Source organism: Plastoroseomonas hellenica (assembly GCF_018129085.1).
Classification (GTDB): domain Bacteria; phylum Pseudomonadota; class Alphaproteobacteria; order Acetobacterales; family Acetobacteraceae; genus Plastoroseomonas; species Plastoroseomonas hellenica.
This window is the reverse complement of record NZ_JAAGBB010000084.1, coordinates 1-17,655: the sequence shown is the minus strand read 5'-3', so window position 1 is coordinate 17,655 and position 17,655 is coordinate 1. Positions and strand designations below refer to the sequence as shown.

General features: G+C 64.9%; 14 protein-coding genes. 4 read left to right on the top strand and 10 right to left on the bottom strand.

Going from position 1 to position 17,655, the window contains the following annotated elements; genetic code table 11:
• The 6 genes from GXW71_RS32590 to cysD form a co-directional block, all read right to left on the bottom strand.
• Window positions 1-859: cache domain-containing protein (locus GXW71_RS32590; protein ID WP_211857846.1), on the bottom strand; the 859-nt coding region annotated here is incomplete at its 3' end.
• A gap of 396 nt (window positions 860-1,255) precedes the next feature.
• Window positions 1,256-1,702: a hypothetical protein gene (locus tag GXW71_RS32585; protein WP_211857844.1), complete on the bottom strand. Its 447-nt coding sequence runs from the start codon at window positions 1,700-1,702 to the stop codon at window positions 1,256-1,258.
• A complete protein-coding gene (ligD, locus tag GXW71_RS32580) occupies window positions 1,699-2,799 on the bottom strand; it encodes a non-homologous end-joining DNA ligase (protein ID WP_211857842.1) in 1,101 nt (366 codons plus the stop codon). Before ligD ends, GXW71_RS32585 begins: the two co-directional genes overlap by 4 nt.
• Before the next feature lie 848 nt (window positions 2,800-3,647).
• Window positions 3,648-4,661 carry a glycosyltransferase family 2 protein gene (locus GXW71_RS32575; RefSeq protein WP_211857840.1) on the bottom strand — a complete coding sequence of 338 codons (1,014 nt, stop codon included), beginning with the start codon at window positions 4,659-4,661 and terminating at the stop codon, window positions 3,648-3,650.
• Between the two features lie 398 nt (window positions 4,662-5,059).
• Entirely contained in the window at window positions 5,060-6,964 is a 1,905-nt protein-coding gene (gene cysC, locus GXW71_RS32570) for an adenylyl-sulfate kinase (protein WP_211857831.1), read from the bottom strand.
• Window positions 6,961-7,854 (bottom strand): sulfate adenylyltransferase subunit CysD, encoded by an 894-nt coding sequence (gene cysD, locus GXW71_RS32565; protein WP_211857830.1) that lies wholly within the window; start codon window positions 7,852-7,854, stop codon window positions 6,961-6,963. Before cysD ends, cysC begins: the two co-directional genes overlap by 4 nt.
• Before the next feature lie 371 nt (window positions 7,855-8,225).
• Here cysD and GXW71_RS32560 point away from each other — a divergent pair, with 371 nt between their 5' ends.
• The 3 genes from GXW71_RS32560 to GXW71_RS32550 all read left to right on the top strand — a co-directional run bounded on the left by GXW71_RS32560 (window position 8,226) and on the right by GXW71_RS32550 (window position 13,478).
• The gene (locus GXW71_RS32560) at window positions 8,226-10,802 is read left to right on the top strand and encodes a rhamnan synthesis F family protein (RefSeq protein WP_211857828.1); all 2,577 of its coding nucleotides are present in this window, start codon (window positions 8,226-8,228) and stop codon (window positions 10,800-10,802) included.
• Complete coding sequence (locus tag GXW71_RS32555) at window positions 10,795-11,826, top strand: hypothetical protein (protein WP_211857826.1); 1,032 nt, start codon at window positions 10,795-10,797, stop codon at window positions 11,824-11,826. Before GXW71_RS32560 ends, GXW71_RS32555 begins: the two co-directional genes overlap by 8 nt.
• Window positions 11,827-12,122: 296 nt before the next feature.
• Window positions 12,123-13,478, top strand: a complete 1,356-nt coding sequence (locus GXW71_RS32550; protein WP_211857825.1) for a hypothetical protein — start codon at window positions 12,123-12,125, stop codon at window positions 13,476-13,478.
• Here GXW71_RS32550 and GXW71_RS32545 read toward each other — a convergent pair.
• Window positions 13,430-14,209 (bottom strand): sulfotransferase family protein, encoded by a 780-nt coding sequence (locus tag GXW71_RS32545; protein WP_211857823.1) that lies wholly within the window; start codon window positions 14,207-14,209, stop codon window positions 13,430-13,432. The genes GXW71_RS32550 and GXW71_RS32545 overlap by 49 nt on opposite strands.
• A complete protein-coding gene (locus GXW71_RS32540; RefSeq protein ID WP_211857821.1) occupies window positions 14,206-15,075 on the bottom strand; it encodes a sulfotransferase family protein in 870 nt (289 codons plus the stop codon). The genes GXW71_RS32545 and GXW71_RS32540 overlap by 4 nt, the downstream gene beginning before the upstream one ends.
• Before the next feature lie 783 nt (window positions 15,076-15,858).
• Here GXW71_RS32540 and GXW71_RS32535 point away from each other — a divergent pair.
• Window positions 15,859-16,047 carry an EAL domain-containing protein gene (locus GXW71_RS32535; RefSeq protein WP_211857813.1) on the top strand — a complete coding sequence of 63 codons (189 nt, stop codon included), beginning with the start codon at window positions 15,859-15,861 and terminating at the stop codon, window positions 16,045-16,047.
• Between the two features lie 290 nt (window positions 16,048-16,337).
• Here GXW71_RS32535 and GXW71_RS32530 read toward each other — a convergent pair whose 3' ends face one another.
• Together GXW71_RS32530 and GXW71_RS32525 are read right to left on the bottom strand one after the other, a co-directional pair.
• A complete protein-coding gene (locus GXW71_RS32530; protein ID WP_211857811.1) occupies window positions 16,338-16,781 on the bottom strand; it encodes a response regulator in 444 nt (147 codons plus the stop codon).
• Between the two features lie 248 nt (window positions 16,782-17,029).
• A partial coding sequence (locus GXW71_RS32525) for an EAL domain-containing protein (RefSeq protein ID WP_211857802.1) occupies window positions 17,030-17,655 on the bottom strand: 626 nt, incomplete at its 5' end.

The following is a 17,655-nucleotide window of genomic DNA, read 5'->3' as shown; positions in this document are numbered from 1 at the left end:
CCAGCCCTGCCATCCAGGCCCGCTCTCCTGCGGCCTCCGCCTCCGCGGCGCCGCGGTCCAGAAGGATCTCGGCGACCGCGACGGCCTGCCCGGTCGAGTTCTCCAGTCTGACGAGGCGGAGCATCATCGGCCGTCCCTGAAGGCTGCCATGGCGCGACACACGTTCCCCCGCCAGGGCTGCCCGGAGCTCCTCGTCGTTGGCGACGCGCCGGTAGCCTTCAGTGGCGCCAACCGTGCGAACGCCGTCCCCCCGCACGACATGCATCGCGATGTCCAGGCCGGTCTCGGCGCGTATCCGGTTCAGCTGCGAGGCGTTGAAGACCGTGCCTATGTTGAGGACACCGACCACGCGGCCGTCCTGGCGGACCGGCACCAACGCGGCGACCGCCGGACCAGCCGGCAACTGTTCGATGCCGGTGCTCTCCCGGTTTTCCCGCATCGCGGCGATCATGTCCTGCCGCCGGCCGCTGACGTCGTCGCCGAAGGTGTCGGGCTGATGAGCGCGGATGAGGATGATGCCTGTGGGGAGTACCACGGAGACATTCGTGGCATCGTTGGCCTGATGCAGCGCCTGAAAACTTGGAGCCAATGCATTCAGGGTGGCCGTGCGGTCGGCGGTCGCGACCGCGCGGATGACAGGCTCCAGCACGGCGAGACTGCGTGCGATCGAAAGCTGGCGCCGCTGCTCAAGGTCCAAGGCTCGTCCGAGAGCGGACCGGCCCGCCTCCAACGCCGCCTCGGCCGCTGCGGAATGCCGCGCTTCCATCTGCAGCCACGACCAGGCCGACAGACCGACACAGGCGAACAGTGCCACGGCGGCGAAGCCGACGATAAGACGAAGCTGGATCGAACGAATCATAAGCACCACTGCGGCTTGCTGAACGCGAGCAGCGTAAGGACAGGAGTCTTGCACCTCCGTAAACTTGTATACCGCCGCGGGAATTCACCGGCGGCAAGATGAGTGCGGCAATCTTATGCCGGTGTGCTTGCCGCGCTGGGACGCGATCTGCCGGCAGCCAAAATGACCTGGGCCGCAGCGGTTTCGCCGCAAGGGATCCCGCTTTTGCCTACCGCCAGGCGCGAACCCTGATCACGCGTGCGCTCGGTCAAGCCGTCACCAGACCTGCTCGGGACATGTCCAGCTCGGAGGCATTGCGGCTTCCAGCCGGGTCTTGGGCCTCGACGAAGTGCCAAGGCTCCTTCTCAACGTCCGCCATACCGCAGATGCAAGGCATGCGGCGCAGATCGCGCCTCCTTACCCCTCCTCCCCGTCGCCCTGCATCCGTCGGCGCAGGCCGTGGAGCGGCGAAGCAGGATCATTCCAGCGCTCCATGAGCGTTCGAGTCTCGGCTTCCCACTCCGCCCGATGATGCCGGAGCACCTCACGCCATAGGCGGTCGGACGCCTTCTGCACGTCTGAGTCTCGATTGATCAGAGCCCAGTCGAGCAATGCGTGCACGCGGAGCTCGCCACGCTTGCGAGGTGCCTTGCGTCCTTCGCGCTGGACAACCCATGCATAGGCGGCGAGAACCTCGGTGATAGCCCCGCGCACCTCGGCAACCTTACTCGCGCATGCGACCTCAGCGACCGCATTCCGATAGCAAGCCTGCCGTACCTCGGCCGGGCTCGCGCTGTCAGGGAGCTGCCACCACCAAACCTGGTCGGTGTCGACGAAATTGCCGTGCGGGTCGATGGCTTTCATGGCGGTTCGCAGCGCGTTCTGACCGGCTCTACGTTTGATAGGCGCTGCGGGAGCTCGATCATCACCTCGCGGGCATCCTTGTCCTCTCGCAGCCCGCGATAGGAGGCGTGCCGCAGAAGGCCGTCACCACTCCAGCCGCGAAACTCGATTTCCGCGACCAGATCCGGCCGGACGAAGCGTACGTTCCGCCGAGCGTCGACCGGCAGCCGGCCAGCAAATGGGCTGCGCTCAGCGCGCCGCTGTTCGAGGCGCCGATAAAGGTCTCGTGCCATGGCCTGCGTAAAGCCTGTTCCCACCCGCCCGACATGCTTGAGCTGACCCTGCTCATAGGCCCCCAAGACAAGAGATCCGATCGCTGATGGGGAAACGGTCGACGGGACGTAGCCGGCGATGACGAGTTCCTGTCGGGAGGAGCACTTCGATTTCACCCAGATCCCAGCACGGCCCGAGCGGTAGGGATGGTCGCATGATTTCGACACGACACCCTCAAGCGCGAGCCGGCAGGCGTGCTTCAAGACGGCGGCGCCGGGATCATCGAATGCTTCGCTGTATCGGATCGGGTCCGCCCGCTCACGGAGCAGCTCATCCACCAGAGCGCGTCGGCGGGTCAGTGGCAGTACCCGCGTGTCATAGCCATCGAGATAAAGCACATCGAAGACATAGTAGAGCATGCGTTCGGTGCTGCCCTCGCCCAGGGCCTTCTTGAGAGCGGCAAAATCCGATCGGCCCTCTCCATCTTCGACAACCAACTCGCCATCAAGAATGGCGCGCTCTGCCCGCAACGCCGCGAGAGCGCCAGTCAAGCGATCGCCGAACTTTTCGGTCCAGTCGAGGCCACTTCGCGTCAGCAGCGTCACCCGCCCCCCTTCGATCCGCGCCTGAAGGCGGTAGCCGTCGAACTTAACCTCGTGGATCCACGCGGGGCCAACAGGCGGCGCCTTGACCAGCGTCGCCAGGGCCGGCTCGACGAAGCCTGGCATTGGCACTCGCCTGGCGCCCACAAGCTCGGCCGAGCCGATGACACCAGGGCCCTGCGGCGCTGTGCGCCGCGCGACCCGCTTCGTCGTCGTCATCGATTTGGCCGACGTCTTGGCCATGACCCGCCTCCGATGCGAGGCCGATTCAACGCTGGTCAGGCTTTCGGGTTTTCCCCTCTGTGCGAGCCGGCAGGTCAGCGGAAGCGGCCTGCTCGAAGCCAAACAAGAACCACCGAGTACTGCCGCGCCTCCCCGGGCTTTACCCAGCACGCGCCGGGGAGCGGCTCCTACGGGCCCAGGCTGCGGGCCGCCTGCATGATCAGACGTGGGTTGAGCCGGATGGCCGGTGTCAGCTCCTATCAGGCGCAGGTGCAGGCACTGCCTGCATCGGAGTGCCGAAAGCAGGGAGTTAGGCGATCGCCTGCCGACAGGTGCCACCCAGGCGCTCGGTTCGCACCGGCACCGGGAGACGGGGCTTTCGGCTTCAGGGGTCTGGTTGCGGATCGTGTGCCAGGTGGTTCGGCGGATGGCAGGCTATGCCAGATCACGCTGACGCTCGCGGCATGCGAATGCTGTCAGTCAGCGACGCGTTTGCCCAAGCTTACGGCCACCGCGCGTTCTCATAGGCGCGCCGGATCTGAGGCCAACCGCGTGGCGCATCGTACGTCATCCGGCCAAAACTGGTTGTGCAGGAATGCGGATCCGGTGCGTAGCCACTCCGTCGCCGCGTGACGATGCTGAGGCTTAGCCAGGAGGTGCGCTTCGACATCATCGCGACGGCGCCGAACCGCCCTCATGCGGACGGCCAACAGCATGGCGCTGTTTCGAAGACGATGATGATTTTGACGCCCGATCTGGAGATCCGTATTCGGCGGACGGCATTGGCGGCGCACGCCGTGGACAAAACGCCTGATCCGTATCAGATCAGCACATCCAACGCCGCGCATGGACCTCGCCGGCGCAACCTGTCACTCGCAATCCCGGCGCAGAAAGTACCCATTCCAAATGGACGCCCGCAGCCGCGGGTGCATCGCCGTGCGCGGCACCGACTGGATGTCGTAGTTCAACGCCGCGAGAAGCAACTGAAAGCCGACAATGACCGGCAGCCCCGCCAGCATCACAGTGCCGGCCGATGCAGGATTGTCGGTGCCCCATTTCGAGAGGCCAAACACCAAGCCAAATAAGAGCAGCCCGGCACCGAGTACGAGCTCTACGGAGGCGGCACTGAAGTTGCGGATAAAATAGTTGTAGAGGATCCGCTTGCCGAAATTCCGGAGATGAGCGGCGAGAAACGGAAGTATCTCACGGTGCGGGACGAGCCCACTGCACTCGTCCTCATAGCGCGCGACCGTCGGAATGTCGACCACCTTGGCGGTGAGAATAGACAGTCGGAACAAGAGATCCGATTCAAAAAAATAGCGCTTGGCGATCTTCTCCATCGGCAGCAACGCCACCAGGCTCGCATGGATAGCGAGATAGCCGTTGGTCGGGTCCATCGTATGCCAATAACCGGTCGAGAGCTTGGTGAGGAACGACAGACCGGCATTGCCCATCAGTCGGACGGCGGGCATGCGCGCGACGCTCTCCGGTTCGAAGAAGCGATTGCCCTTTGTGTAATCTGCCTCACCCGCGGCGATCAGGCCGACGAAGTCCGGGATCAGCGCCGGATCCATCTGCCCGTCGCCGTCGATCTTCACGATGATATCGGCGCCCCCATTCGCCGCGGCACGCATACCTGTCATCGTCGCGCCGCCGACGCCCATGTTCTCTGCGTGGAACAGCACCTTCACGCGCGGGTCGTTCACGTGCTCGGCGATAAAGGCACCTGATCCCTCAGGGCACGCGTCGTCCACCGCATAGATCGCCTCAACCTCCGGTCCAATCCGCGCGATGATTGGCAGAACCCTGGCCTTCACGCGGAAACACGGAATGACCACGGCGACCCGTACGGCAGCAAGCGCGTCAGCGTACGGATTCTTCATCGGTGGCCCTGCGGTGCTCGATGGCTCTATGACGCGTCGTGTAGCTGGTCCGCTCGTTCCGTTCGCACCAGACCTGCGGTTCCCCGGGTGAAGCGTATGCAGCCTCACGACTGAGGACAAGCACAGGAGCCCTTAAGGTCAGTGGCCGACCTGGCAGCCTTCCGCGTAGCGCTGCGCGGCGGCTCACTCGACAAGGAGCCACACCTCGGGAAGGGCTCACGGGCCGCTGCACGCATGCGAGATGGCGTGGGATTGCGAGCTGACGGCGAAGAGCGGATCGCTCCCTATGCGTGTGCTCGGAAAAGGCTGACGGCGGCGGCTGTAGGGGCTGGTATGGCTGCGCTGCGACAAGGCCGGAGAGGTGGCCGGCAAGAGCGTGGAGCATCCAGGGGGACGCCTCACATCGCTTTGGAAGGCTCGATGAGCCTTTCCAACACGCGATCCGCCAGCGCGTCGGCCTCCAGCGCACTGCTGTCGAGGACGAGGTCGGGCGACACCGGCCGCTCATACGGGGAATCAATGCCCGTAAAATTGCGCAGCTCGCCGCGGCGCGCCTTCGCATAAAGGCCCTTGGGATCACGGCGCTCGCAGAGCGCGAGCGGCGCATCCACGAAAACCTCGAGGAAGCGAACGTCGGCTAGGCGCTCGCGGATCATCGCTCGCTCCCGTGCGAATGGGGAAATGAAGCTGCACAATACGACCAGGCCAGCATCAACCATTAATCTCGCGACCTCCGCGACGCGGCGCAGGTTCTCGGCGCGATCCGCGTCCGTGAAGCCGAGGTCGCGATTGAGGCCAAGTCGAACATTGTCGCCGTCGAGCAGGAATGTCAGCGTGCGCCGGCTGTGAAGCTTCCGTTCAACGGCGTCTGCGATGGTCGATTTCCCAGCGCCCGATAGGCCTGTGAACCAGACGACCGCGCCAGTCTGCCCGAGCAGCTTCTCGCGTGCCGCTCGACCGATTGTCAGCTTCTGGAGGGAAACATCGCTGCCGCGGTCGAGCGCGCGGACAACCATGCCGGCAGCGACGGTGTCTCCCGTGATCCGGTCAATCAGCAGAAAGCTCCCCGTCGCTGAACAAACAGCGTAGGGATCGAACGCGACCGCCGCAGGTGTCGCCAAATCACAGATCGCGATGTCGTCGCGTCGGATCTCTGTCGCCTCGAGACACTCGCCGGTTTTGACATCGAGCCTCCCACGGATGGCCGTCACAGTTACCGGGCTCGTCCTGATCCCAAGCCGCAGTTCATAGTCCCGCCCGCTGCACATTGCTCCCCGGCCGAACCAGATGACATTGGCCTCAAAATGATCGGCAGAGCGCAGTTCCTCGCCTCTGGCGTATAGGAGATCACCACGGCCAAGATCGATCTCGGGTGTCAGGGTGAAGGCGACCGGCGTCCCAGCATCGGCGCCTTCGGTTGGCCCTGCTGCGCCAGACAGGCTTGCAATCGCGGCTTCTGCGCCGCTTGGCGCAGCCACGATCATATCCCCTCGCGACAGCCGACCTGCCGCAATCGAACCCATATAGAACCGGCCCCCGGCTGCGTCTCGCCAGACCCCTTGAATTGGCAGACGCAGCCCCAACGAATTTGCGCTTGGACGCGGGAGAATGCGTTCGAGGTGCCCCAGCAGCGTTGGCGCGCGGTGCCAGAGCATGTTCGCGCTGCGCTTCACGACGTTGTCGCCATAGCGTGCAGAAATCGGAATGGCGGTGCAGTCGAGATTCAGACGAGCTGCCGCCGGCGCGAATGCTTCTGCGATTTGCTCGAAGCGCTGCCGTGAGAATTCGACGCAATCCATCTTATTCACAGCGAGTACAGCGTGTCGGATGCCGAGCGTGCTGCAGATCGCGGCATGGCGATAGGATTGATCCCGCAATCCGCGCACGGCGTCGGCTACAATGATGGCCACTTCGCTCTGCGAAGCCCCTGTCGCCATGTTGGCGGTGTACTGCTCATGGCCGGGGGTATCGGCAAAGACGAAGTCCCGCCGCATGGTCGACACGTACCGGTAGGCGACATCGATCGTGATGCCGCGCTCGCGCTCCGCTTCGAGGCCATCCGTCAAAAGCGCGAAGTCGACCTCGCCCTGAACAGAGCCATAGTCATGGGAGTCCGATCTGAGATCGGCAAACTGATCGTCCGGGACAGCGCCTGCTTCGTAAAGAAGACGGCCGAGGAGCGTGGATTTTCCGTCGTCGACGGCACCGCAGGTCAGGACGCGGAGCGCGGGGGGGCGCCTGCTGACCGATGCCGGCTCGGTCGCCCCGAACGCGGCGGCGTAGGCTGCGCTGAGGGGATTCAAAAATAGCCCTCGCGCTTCTTGGCCTCCATTGAAGCAGCGCCTTTTCCGTCGATCAACCTTCCCTGCCGTTCCGAAGTGGTTGTAGCATCGAGCTCTGCGACAATCTCCGAGACCGTCGAAGCTCGCGACTCAATCGCGGCGCTCAACGGGTAGCAGCCGAGCGACCGGAAGCGAACGGATCTTTGTTCCGGCACCTCGCCCGGCTCAAGGGGAAATCGGCCATCATCGACGACGATCAGAGCATTCGCACGCCTCACGACTGGCCGCGAACGAGCGAAATAGAGGGGCACGACCGGGATGCCCTCGGCCAGCGTATAGCGCCAGACATCGCGCTCGCTCCAGTTCGACAACGGGAAAACCCGCATTGTCTCTCCAGTGCGGAGGTGCGGATTGGTCAACCTCCAGAATTCCGGTCTCTGACTGCGCGGGTCCCAGCCGTGCCTCGCGCTCCGGAGCGAAAAGATCCGCTCCTTCGCGCGGCTTTTCTCTTCATCACGGCGTGCTCCGCCTATGGCGGCGTCAAAACCGCCGGATTCAAGTGCCTGCTTGAGAGCTTCGGTCTTCATGACACGGGTGTATGTGCTCGCGTCGACGGAAAACGGGCTAATTCCGTCGTCCAACCCCTCCTGATTGACGTGCGTCAGAAGATCGAAACCGAGAGCAGCAGCAAAGCGATCGCGAAACTGAATCATTTCGCGAAACTTCCAAGTTGTATCAACATGAAGCAGTGGAAACGGCGGCTTGGCTGGCAAAAACGCCTTTGCAGCCAGATGGGCAAGCGCCGAGGAGTCCTTTCCCACCGAGTATAGCATGACCGGGCGCCGGAAGAGGGCTGCGGTCTCCCGCAGAATGAAAACCGCCTCCTCTTCCAACCTGCTGAGTTGATCCATTGTACAATGACCCAATCCGGCACCGCCATCGCGCTGGTAGCGGATTCAACCGAGTCCGACAACGGCGCTGCGCGGGCCCGCGAGCCGTCACCGCCAACGCCGGCGATGCCGAGATCACTGCCTCCGATCGACCGGGCGACGGCGAGGCGGCGCACCGGCCCCGACACCGGCCCGAAGGTATCAACACTACCTGACGCTCTCCCCGTCCCGAAACGCGCAACGACATCACTGGACAAACGACAGGCCCTGTAGGTAGGTGAGTTGTTTCTGTTCGCAGCGTCCCCTATCCATCCTGAGATGAATGCCTTTTCTTCCTTGAAGATCATTTCTGAAGTCCACAGACGCGATCGCACTGCGGCGCTTCTGAGCTGATGGGCAATCCCAGCGAACCGATGCCGCCATCGCGCCAGGCGGGCGACCCGCAACGGCTAGGTGCACTGGCCGACCTGAGCGACAGGCCGTTTCGTGTGCGCCGCCCGCCGAAGCGGAAGCGGCGCCTGCACCGGCTGCTATCCTCCTCGCTCGCAAGAGCCGCGTCCTGCCTCTCGCTTCTGGCGGGCTCGTGCCGCACGGCGTGCATTGACGCGCGTGAACGCTGGGCCGGCGCCGAAGGCCGATTGCTGCGCCTATACAACGGTAAGCCGCGAGGCCAGGCGCGATCCCTCGCCCTCTATGCGCACTTTTCCCCCCATTCGGGGATCAGTGACATGATCCTGGCCCAGTTGCGCGAGTATGCGCGGCTGGGCTTCCGGGTCGTCTTCGTCTCCGCGTCGCCACACTTCCACGACGCGGATTTCGCCCGAATGTCCGACGTCGTCGAGCTTGCCGTCCATCGTCGAAATTTCGGGCTCGATTTCGGTGCGTGGGTCGACGCCCTGACGCTTGTCCCTGGAATCTGCGAGCAGGTGGACGAGCTGTTGCTCGTCAACGACTCCATACTCGGCCCGCTTCATCCGCTCGACCAGCCGCTCGCGCGCATGCGGAGCGGCGGCGATGGCCTGTTCGGCATGACCGACGGGGTGCAGTACGCGCCTCATCTACAATCCTATTTCCTTCTGGCGCGCGGCGAAGCGGTGATTGCGGATGTTGTCTCGTTCTTGCGGTCGGCGCGCCTCAGCGCCAGCAAGCGGCTCGTGGTGCAGCGCTTCGAGATCGCGCTGAGTGAGTACATGCGCGACCGGGGCCACCGGGTCGCGGCTCTGTGGAGCTACGATGATCTGGAGAGCGAACTGCTGCGGTCCGAAGAGGATCTGGCCGCCCTGTTCGCCGCATTGCCGGAGAACAGGTGGCTTGCGGGCGGGCACGGCGGGCCATTGACGCTGCGCCGGCAGCTGCTCGACCTGCCGCTCAACCCCGTGCACTATTTCGCCGGCATGCTGGTCCGGCGCTGCGGCTTTCCGTTCCTCAAGACGGAACTAGTGCTGCGCAATCCCCAGCGTATCCCCGAGGCGGTGAACTGGCGCGCGATGATCCCGCCGGATTCGCCGGTCCCGATCGAAGCGATCGAAGATCATCTCCTTGCATATGAGCGTCCGTTGCGGCCTGGTCGTCATCATCGCGCCTCAAGCCATTCCATAAACGGGGGGATTGAAGCCGATAAAAAGCCGCTAACGGAGCCTCAGATCGAGGAACCCGTGTGGCGGCCGACCTTGGCCGCGGCTTGGATCCGCCGAACCGAGGCGTTTGGCCCGCCCGACTGCCCGTCCATCACCAAGGCGCGCGACATTCTCGCCCGAATTTCGCGGTTCCCCTTGGTGGTGAGTTTCAGTCACGACGACTATGCCGCGAATTGCGGCGGAGCGCAGAACGTTATCCATGCGGAGCAGCTGGGGTTTGCGGCGGAAGGCCTGGGCTATCTGCATCTTGCACCGGTCAGGACCGGGAACCGGTTGGCGGATCCCGACCCATCGGCGTGTTTTTCGGTGCGCCTCGATGGCACTTTGATGGGCACAGCCGCTTTCGGCACGCTCCTTGAGGTTTGCGAGGCACTGGGTCGGCAAAGCGCGGCGCTCGCAAGCATCGTCCATCACCTCTCGGGGCATGCTCCGGAGCAGGTCCAGGCGCTCCATGAGGCCATCAGGACGCGCCAAATGCTGTTCTGGCTGCATGACTTCGGTACGATCTGCGAAAGTCCCGCCCTGCTGCGCAACGACATCGCCTTCTGCGGTGCGCCGCCGGCAAGCTCGACGGCATGCATGGTTTGCGTGCACGGTGCCGGCCGGCCGGGCCATGTGAAGCGCCTCCACGCCTTCTTTGAGGCCGCTTCCCCTTGTGTGCTGGCGCCATCCGAACTCGCGCTCGACTTCTGGAAACGTCATGTAGGCATCGAGGTGGAGCTTTCCGGGGTCCTTCCACCCGCCCTGCTGATGCCGCTGCCGACGCCGCCGATTGCGCGTCCCACACGCAAAAGGCTGCGCATCGCGCATCTGGGCGCGCGTGCCTTTCACAAGGGCTGGCATATTTTCGCCGGCCTCGCCGAGCGCTTTTCGGCCGACGGGCGGTATGAATTCCTGCAGCTCGGCATGGACGAGGCGCTGCCGCTGACGTCGCATGTCCGTCACGTTCCGGTCCGAGTGGGCCCTGGTGGTCAGGCCGCGATGGCGGACGCCGTCTTCGTCGAAGAAGTCGACGTCGTGGTGAACTGGTCGCTTTGCTTTGAGACCTTCTCCTTCACCACGCACGAGGCCATCGCCGGAGGCGCCTTGGTGATTACGCATCCACGATCAGGCAATGTTTGGCGCGCCATCGTCGACAACACGCCACGGCAAGGACACGCGGCCACGGATGAAGCGGCACTCGAGGAGCTGTTTGCCGGCGACGGACTGCGCGATCTGCTAGCGGATGCCCACCGTGCTCGCCATCTCCTCGTTTTTGCCGGCGCCAGCGCCGAATGGTTGCTCGCCCGCAGCGCCGAGGCGAGGAAGCGGAGCTTGCGCGGCAATGGTTGAAGGTGCCGTGCACTGCTTCACCTCAGCCTCGCTCGCTTATGCCGACCGGGCCGTCGTGCTCGCCCAGACCCTGCGCCGTCATCACCCCGATTGGGTGCTGTGGCTCTGCCTGGTCGATCGTCCTCCAGCAGGCTTCACCGTGAAGCCGATCGAGCGGGCATTCGATCATGTGCTGCCGGTGGACAGCCTCGCGATTCCTGATGTTGGCACATGGCTGTTCGGCCACGAGGTCGTCGAAGCCTGCACTGCGGTGAAGGGGGCAATGCTTCTTCACATTTTGGGAGAGGGTGCAGAGCGCGTCCTCTATCTCGATCCAGACATCGCGGTCTTCGCTCCTTTGAACGCCGCCGTGGAGCATCTCTCGAAGTCTGACATCGTGCTCACACCGCATCTCCTCGAGCCGGAGACGTCAGCGTCCGCCGTGCTGGACCACGAGATCGGCGCGCTCAAGCACGGCATCTACAATCTTGGGTTCGTCGGTGTCTCCGGGAGCGCGGAAGGGCGCCGCTTCGCGCATTGGTGGGCGGACCGCCTTTACGACCACTGCATTGACGATATCCCGGCGGGCCTGTTCACGGACCAGCGCTGGTGCGACCACGTGCCGGTGTTCTTTCCCGGCAGCTACATACTGCGGGACCCCGGCTACAATGTTGCCAGCTGGAATCTCGGTCGGCGACCGCTGGAGATCGCGCAGGACGGCACCGTCCGGGCCGCCGGCGTGCCCCTTCGGTTCTTCCATTTCACAAAGTTCTCCGCTGTCGGCCGCGCCATGCTGGAACGCCATGCTTCGTCAGGGAGCGCACTGGACGAGCTCATGGCCTGGTATGCCAACGCCCTCGCGCAGAATGCGCCGGAAGGCCTCCCCTCCGACTGGTGGGCATTCGGGCGTTATGCTGACGGACAGCCGATCCCGCGGGACCAGCGCCGTCGATGGAGGCGCGACGCTTTGTTGCGGGCACGCATTCCCGATCCATTCGCCATGACGGGCGCCGGCTTCGCAGCCCTCGCGAACACACCCGGATGACCGAGGCCCGCACTGCCACGCTTGGACGCTGCGCGGCGCGCGATGCTGTTGGTCGGTGAGTGCCGCGGCGTGCCGGAGAGCCCCCTGCTGCCGCATCCACGCCTAGCTCAGGCCCCGCAGGAGGCGGCGCTCATGGAACCACAGACCTCCCTGCGGACCGTCGCTACGGTCCACCAACCGGGATCAACCCCCTTCCATAGCCGCTCCCGGAACCACAGGGCTTTCGCATGGCCCGCCGGGGGAAGCGATCTGCGCGCTCAGGCGGTGGACGGAACGGGGTCGACATGCTCCGCTGCTTGATCCTGCTGACGTGGCTGGTGTCGCTCGCTCTAAACGCCCCGGGTCAGCTTTCCTTCGACTCCGTTATTCAGCTTCTGGAGGGCCGGAGCGGCGCCTACGCCGGGGCGCATCCTCCGCTCATGTCCGCTTTGCTCGGCTTCTTCGATCAGATCGTGCCCGGCACGGCGCTCTACCTCGTTCTCTCCTCAGCGCTGTTCTATGTCCCGCTATGCGTGCTGGTCGGCGGCACCGAGCGACGCAGCGCGATGAACTGGCTGGCCGGCGCATTGCTCATCTTCGCACTCGTCACCCCGCTGTTGCTGGTCTACCAAGGTACAGTCTGGAAGGATGTGCTGTTCGCCAACCTGTCGCTCAGCACCTTCACCTGCCTCATATTGGCGCAGCGATCGGATAGGCCGCGCGCCCGCATCGCGCTGGTCGCTTCGGCCGCCATCCTGGGGGCGCTAGCAGCCTCGGCACGGCAGAACGGGTTGATCGTCGGGTTGTTCGCGGCGGTCGCCCTTGGCGTGATGATGCCTGCTCCCTATTCGATGCGGCGCCGTGCAACTCACGCGCTGGTCTGGGCGCTGGTGGCCGTGGGGGCCCACTTCGCCACACACGCCGCAATTGAAGTGACGGCGGCGCGGCCGATCGGCAGCGGCATGTCGTGGGGGCTGACAGTTCTGCACCGGTATGACGTAGCAGGAATAATCGCCAATGGCGGGCCACCGTTCCCCTCTTCGCCGGTGACCTCACCGGAATCCGAGCACATCGTCACCGCCTTCCGACGGGACTATGACCCCAGCCGCGTGGACTCGCTGATGAGCAACGGTGAGGTCGCGGCCTACTTCAGGGAAATGAACCGTGTGCCGGGCCATTGGTGGCGCATGGTGCGGGACAACCCGCTCGCTTGGTTAGAGCATCGCGCCGCGGTGTTCCGATGGATGGTCGCACCTCCCGACGTGCGGCGTTGCCTACCGGTGTGGCTCGGCGTCGATGGCCCCGACACAGCCCTCGCCGCGCTGGGCCTCGAACGCGAGGTTCGGCCCCAGGATGTCGCACTGTACACATATGCAGCGCGGTGGTTCGAGACGCCGCTCTTCGTGAATGCGACCTGGGTGCTCATCGCGTTGGTGCTCGCCGGCCTGATCTGCCTCAGGAAAGCCGGCCGCACCGGGGACATGGCCGTCCTCGCGATGCTGGCCTCTGCCCTGGCCTTTACGGCGACATTTGCCCTCATCGGCATCGCCTGCGACGTGCGCTACCTCTTCCTGCTTCCCGTCGCCTGCTGCGGAGCGCTGGCGCATCTCGCGCACGCAGCACCTCAGATGCAGGGCGAAGGAGAGGCATCGGCGCGCAGCGTCGGCCAGTGATCGGCATCAATGCCTGCGAGCGTGACCGCCTCTCGAGCGTCCTCGGCGAAGAGGTCCTTCAGGAGGGCGACATCGCGTGGATCAGGCGCCGCACCATGCCGGGGATTTTGTCTTTCCCGCATTTCCGGCACCGCGGGAAAAGGCGCGATGCCGGCGAAGTCCGCGATCCGTGCGAGCGTGCCGGCGGCATCGTTCAACAGCGATTGCGAGTCAAGAAAGAGGAGCTGGGACTCCGGGTAGAGCATTAGAGCCCGCCGCACCTGACCAAGATAGAGCCCGCGCTCAACATAAGAATAGTCGCGCCATTCCGGCCCCAGCGGCGCACCGGCGAAGCGCTGCCGCCCGCTTCTGATGGCATCGCAAAAGGGGAGCGTCTCGGCTCCGCGGTGGAACTCCATTGACCAGTGCGACCAAGCCCGCGCTATGGGATCGCGCAGCAGAAGAATGATCCGGGCCGAGGGGTTGTATCGGCGGATCCGCCCCAGCGCCGGCGCCCAAAAACTGGTCGCCGGCGTGGCCTCAAACCGCAATGTCTCGTCTCGAAACGGCGGATAGAAGCCGTGGAGGCGCTCATATGCGGGCGCGTCCCAGGTCATGCTCTCGTCGTCGAAGAAATGCGTCTCCTTCACCGACGGGCCGGCGAGAGCAGGATGCAGGCGCAGATAGGCGTCGAGGCTCGTCGTCCCCGCCTTCTGCACGCCAGCGACGAACAATCCGACCCGTTCACTCATGATAGGGCGTCCCGCTCTCCTCCGGCGTGCAGGCTGTCGAAAAGCGCCGCGATCGCCTGGCGATCGGCCCGCGGATCACTCGACCGCCAGAGCGGATTCCCGGTGGCGAGCCGGCGATGTAGGAACTCCGCTTCGAGCAGTCGTGCCTCCGGGACTGCGGCGGCGAGCACGCCGGTCGCGGCGGCGTCGATACGCGCGTGCTGCTCCCGGCCGTCCGTGACAGCGAGCGCCGCCAGCGCGCCGTGGAGTTCGTCCAGCAGGGAGCCGAGTCTGCCGCCGAACATAGCGGCGGCATTCAGGCCGCTGTGATGCCGCAGTTCCGGCTTCAACGGCGCCCGCTCCGGATCGGACGGGCTCCATCGTCCAGGCAGCTGTCTGATCCGCGCGGCGATCGGACGCCAATCCGCCATCAGGTCCCCGTAGCAGACGGTCATTCTCGGCACGTCGCGGCTGTCACGCTCGGCGCCGATAACATGACGCGCCCAGAGCAGGCCGGCATAGGTCGCCGACATCTGGTCTCGGCTGGCGAGCGAGGCGGCGACCTCCGCGGGATGGCGGAGAGCCAGCACCACGGAGCAGTCCAATCCCGACACGGCGAGGATCTCGCGCGAGAGTGGGAAGAAACGACACATCCGCGGGTCCTTGATCAGCGGAAGCGCGGCCGCCGCATAATCCTCATGGAGGGCCTTGGCCATGGCCTCCATCAGCTCGCGCGCCTGCTCGCGCGGCACCGCACCAACCGCGAAGGGCTTCAGGTCGAACCAGGCGCTGCCGCCAGCGGCAAGCAATTCGTCATGGATCGCCACCAGCGCCGCCGGCTCGAAGTAGCCTTCAGGATTGTCCGGCGCCGGCGGATTGAGATTCACCGGCAAATCCGCGCCCAGGGAGGCAAGCAGTTGCGCCAGGGCGGACGTCCCGCTGCGATGCATCCCCAGAATCACGCAGGCATGGCGCCTTCGCAGGAACTCCGACATCCGCTCAGACCTCTATCCGAAACTTCCGGCTCCAGCGGCTGCCATACCGAAGCGAGGTGGCCACCCGCGGGTTTCGAACGCACATATTCCATCACCCCCATGACAATGCTCAACACCTACTGTGGAATCTCGCAACCCTGCGCCGCTGGGCTCCGTCGCTGGAGCGCCTTTGGGTTCCCCGAGAACACCGAAGGCTTGCGCCAGGTGAGATCAGACGTCTGGACGCCCGCCTCCGACGGCTGTGGACGGGCCGCACCGCTGGCCGCGCGATACGAGATCGCGGCCGTGAAAGTGCAGCGCGGCGCCTGCACGCTATCAACAGGCGTGAGACGGCCGTAGCTGAGATACTACTCCTGCGGAGCCAGCCGCGGACGACGTGGGTTGCGTCACGATCTCCGCTCTCGCACGACTTGACTCGGCACGGCGGAAGCCGGGTGGCGGGAGCGACCGCTTCTGCGGGCCAGTGATCTTCTGTGAGAGCAAGCATCGATGGCTACCCGCGCCGCACAGGGATCAAGAGCGGTGGTCGGTGAATCTCAGTGATCCGCGGCTGCAGGATAGGCCAACTCTTCAGAAGGAGGAGCGCAGGGGGAGATAGAAGCGGCGCGGCGCCTGCGCGGCGATGGTCTGCCGCTGCCGCTCCTGCAGCACGTTTTCCCCTTCTCCGAGGCGATCGTGCGCGCGATCCTCGGCATGGCCCGCGCCTTCGGTGTGCGGGTGATCGCGGAAGGGATCGAAACGGCCGAGCAGGTGTCCTTCCTGATGAACGAAGGCTGCCATGAGGCGCAGGGCTACTACTTCGGTAAGCCTGTGCCGGGCGACGTCCTTCGATCAGACGATCTGCAGGCAAGCGCTCGCGCATAGCTTGGGCACGACGCGCGGTCCCCTGCGTCATGCTAGTGAGCATCGGACGCCCCCGAATAGCATCACCGGCCTTTTCAGGCCCACGTAGGACACACCTCCCTGGCCGGCGCAGGCGATCTGTAAAGCGCCCGTGGTCCGAAGCGCTCGCATCACGTCGCGGTCCCGGCGAGGCAGTCCGGCGCGGGCGGCACCGGACCTAGTCGCCAAGCGCGCGGCCGATGGTGCGCGATCAAAAGCGAGGCGTACAAGGAAGGGGGCACAGCGATGAGCGACGATCGGCGGCCGAGCATTCAGCCCTCAGACGTCGGCGCCGACTTCGCTCTGGCGTCGCTCGCGGCCGAAGCCGTACCCGCCTCATTCAAAAGCGTCGCAATCGCGGTGATCAGCTGAGCGGGCACGAACGGCTTCTGGAGAACGATGCTCTCGGGCACGCCGTGTGCCGACCATTCATGTGCGCTGTCACCGGTCATGTAAATCACGGGGACGGCGGGAAAGACCTCTCGCGCTCTGCGCCCAACGTCCCAGCCGCTCGGGCCTTTCCCGAGCCGCACATCGGCAATTACACCCTGAAATCGGGCGTCATCCCTGTCCAGTTCAGCCATTGCCTTTACGCCGCTACTCGCCGGCACGACGCTGAATCCCTCACTCGATAGCGCGGCTTCAAGCACAGTCTGCAGGACCGCCTCGTCTTCTGCCAAAAGCAGAACGGTCGCGTTCACGGGAGTGTCGGGCACATTTGCGCTCCATCCGTCTAAACGGGAGCGGACGGATGACCGTCATCTCTCGGCCCGGGGATCACCGGCACACGAGATTCTACCATACAGTTGAGCTAGATAATAATCACATTGCATACGCGCCGCTGCAGCTTGGCACCACCAGCCGGTCCGGCGATGTGGCCCCGCTGGGAGTGCCCGGACTGCCCAAGGTATCCGCATTCACCACTCACCTCAGAGGACGGGTGGGCAATTTGAGCGCCGCTGGCCTACACCCAGGTCTCCTTGACGCCTTCGCGTTTCGCTGCCGCTGCGCGCGGCAGGGGCGCAGGGCGGCCAACAAGCCAACCTTGTCCGCAATGCACGCCAAGGTTCCGCATGAGGGCTGCCTCCGCCTCGGTCTCTATGCGCTCCGCTATGACCCTGGCGCCGACCGACACGGAGAGGGTCACCATCGACTGGATAAATGCCCGGTCCCGGGCGGAGCGCGCCGCGTTCGTGACGTAGGTGCCGTCGATCTTGATCCAGTCGACGCGAAACGCTCGAAGGTAGCGGAAGGCGGCCGCACCTGCCCCGAAATCGTCGAGGCAGAGCTTCACGCCCCGCTCGCGCAGCGCCGCGAGCGTGCGTGCAGCTTCGGCCTCATTCTCGATCTCCACGGACTCCGTGACCTCCACCAGAAGACGGGGGAGAATCGCGGGCGCTGCGTCGAGCATGCCGAGCAGCGCGTCGCGGAACTCCGGGCTCTGTACCGAGAGACCTGACAGATTGACTGCTATGGATGCGGCGGACGTGGATAGCGCCTGCAAGACGCGCTCGGTCACCGCGAGATCCAGCGCATCCGACATGCCGACCGCTTCGGCGCAGCGCACAAAGCCATCGGGCCGTACGAGGT

Coding starts and splice junctions, on each gene's coding strand:
- cysD (WP_211857830.1), bottom strand. CDS start 7,854: ATGGATCAACTCAGCAGGTTGGAAGAGGAGGCGGTTTTCATTCTGCGG.
- ligD (WP_211857842.1), bottom strand. CDS start 2,799: ATGGCCAAGACGTCGGCCAAATCGATGACGACGACGAAGCGGGTCGCG.
- GXW71_RS32545 (WP_211857823.1), bottom strand. CDS start 14,209: ATGAGTGAACGGGTCGGATTGTTCGTCGCTGGCGTGCAGAAGGCGGGG.
- GXW71_RS32575 (WP_211857840.1), bottom strand. CDS start 4,661: ATGAAGAATCCGTACGCTGACGCGCTTGCTGCCGTACGGGTCGCCGTG.
- GXW71_RS32560 (WP_211857828.1), top strand. CDS start 8,226: ATGGGCAATCCCAGCGAACCGATGCCGCCATCGCGCCAGGCGGGCGAC.
- GXW71_RS32585 (WP_211857844.1), bottom strand. CDS start 1,702: ATGAAAGCCATCGACCCGCACGGCAATTTCGTCGACACCGACCAGGTT.
- GXW71_RS32555 (WP_211857826.1), top strand. CDS start 10,795: ATGGTTGAAGGTGCCGTGCACTGCTTCACCTCAGCCTCGCTCGCTTAT.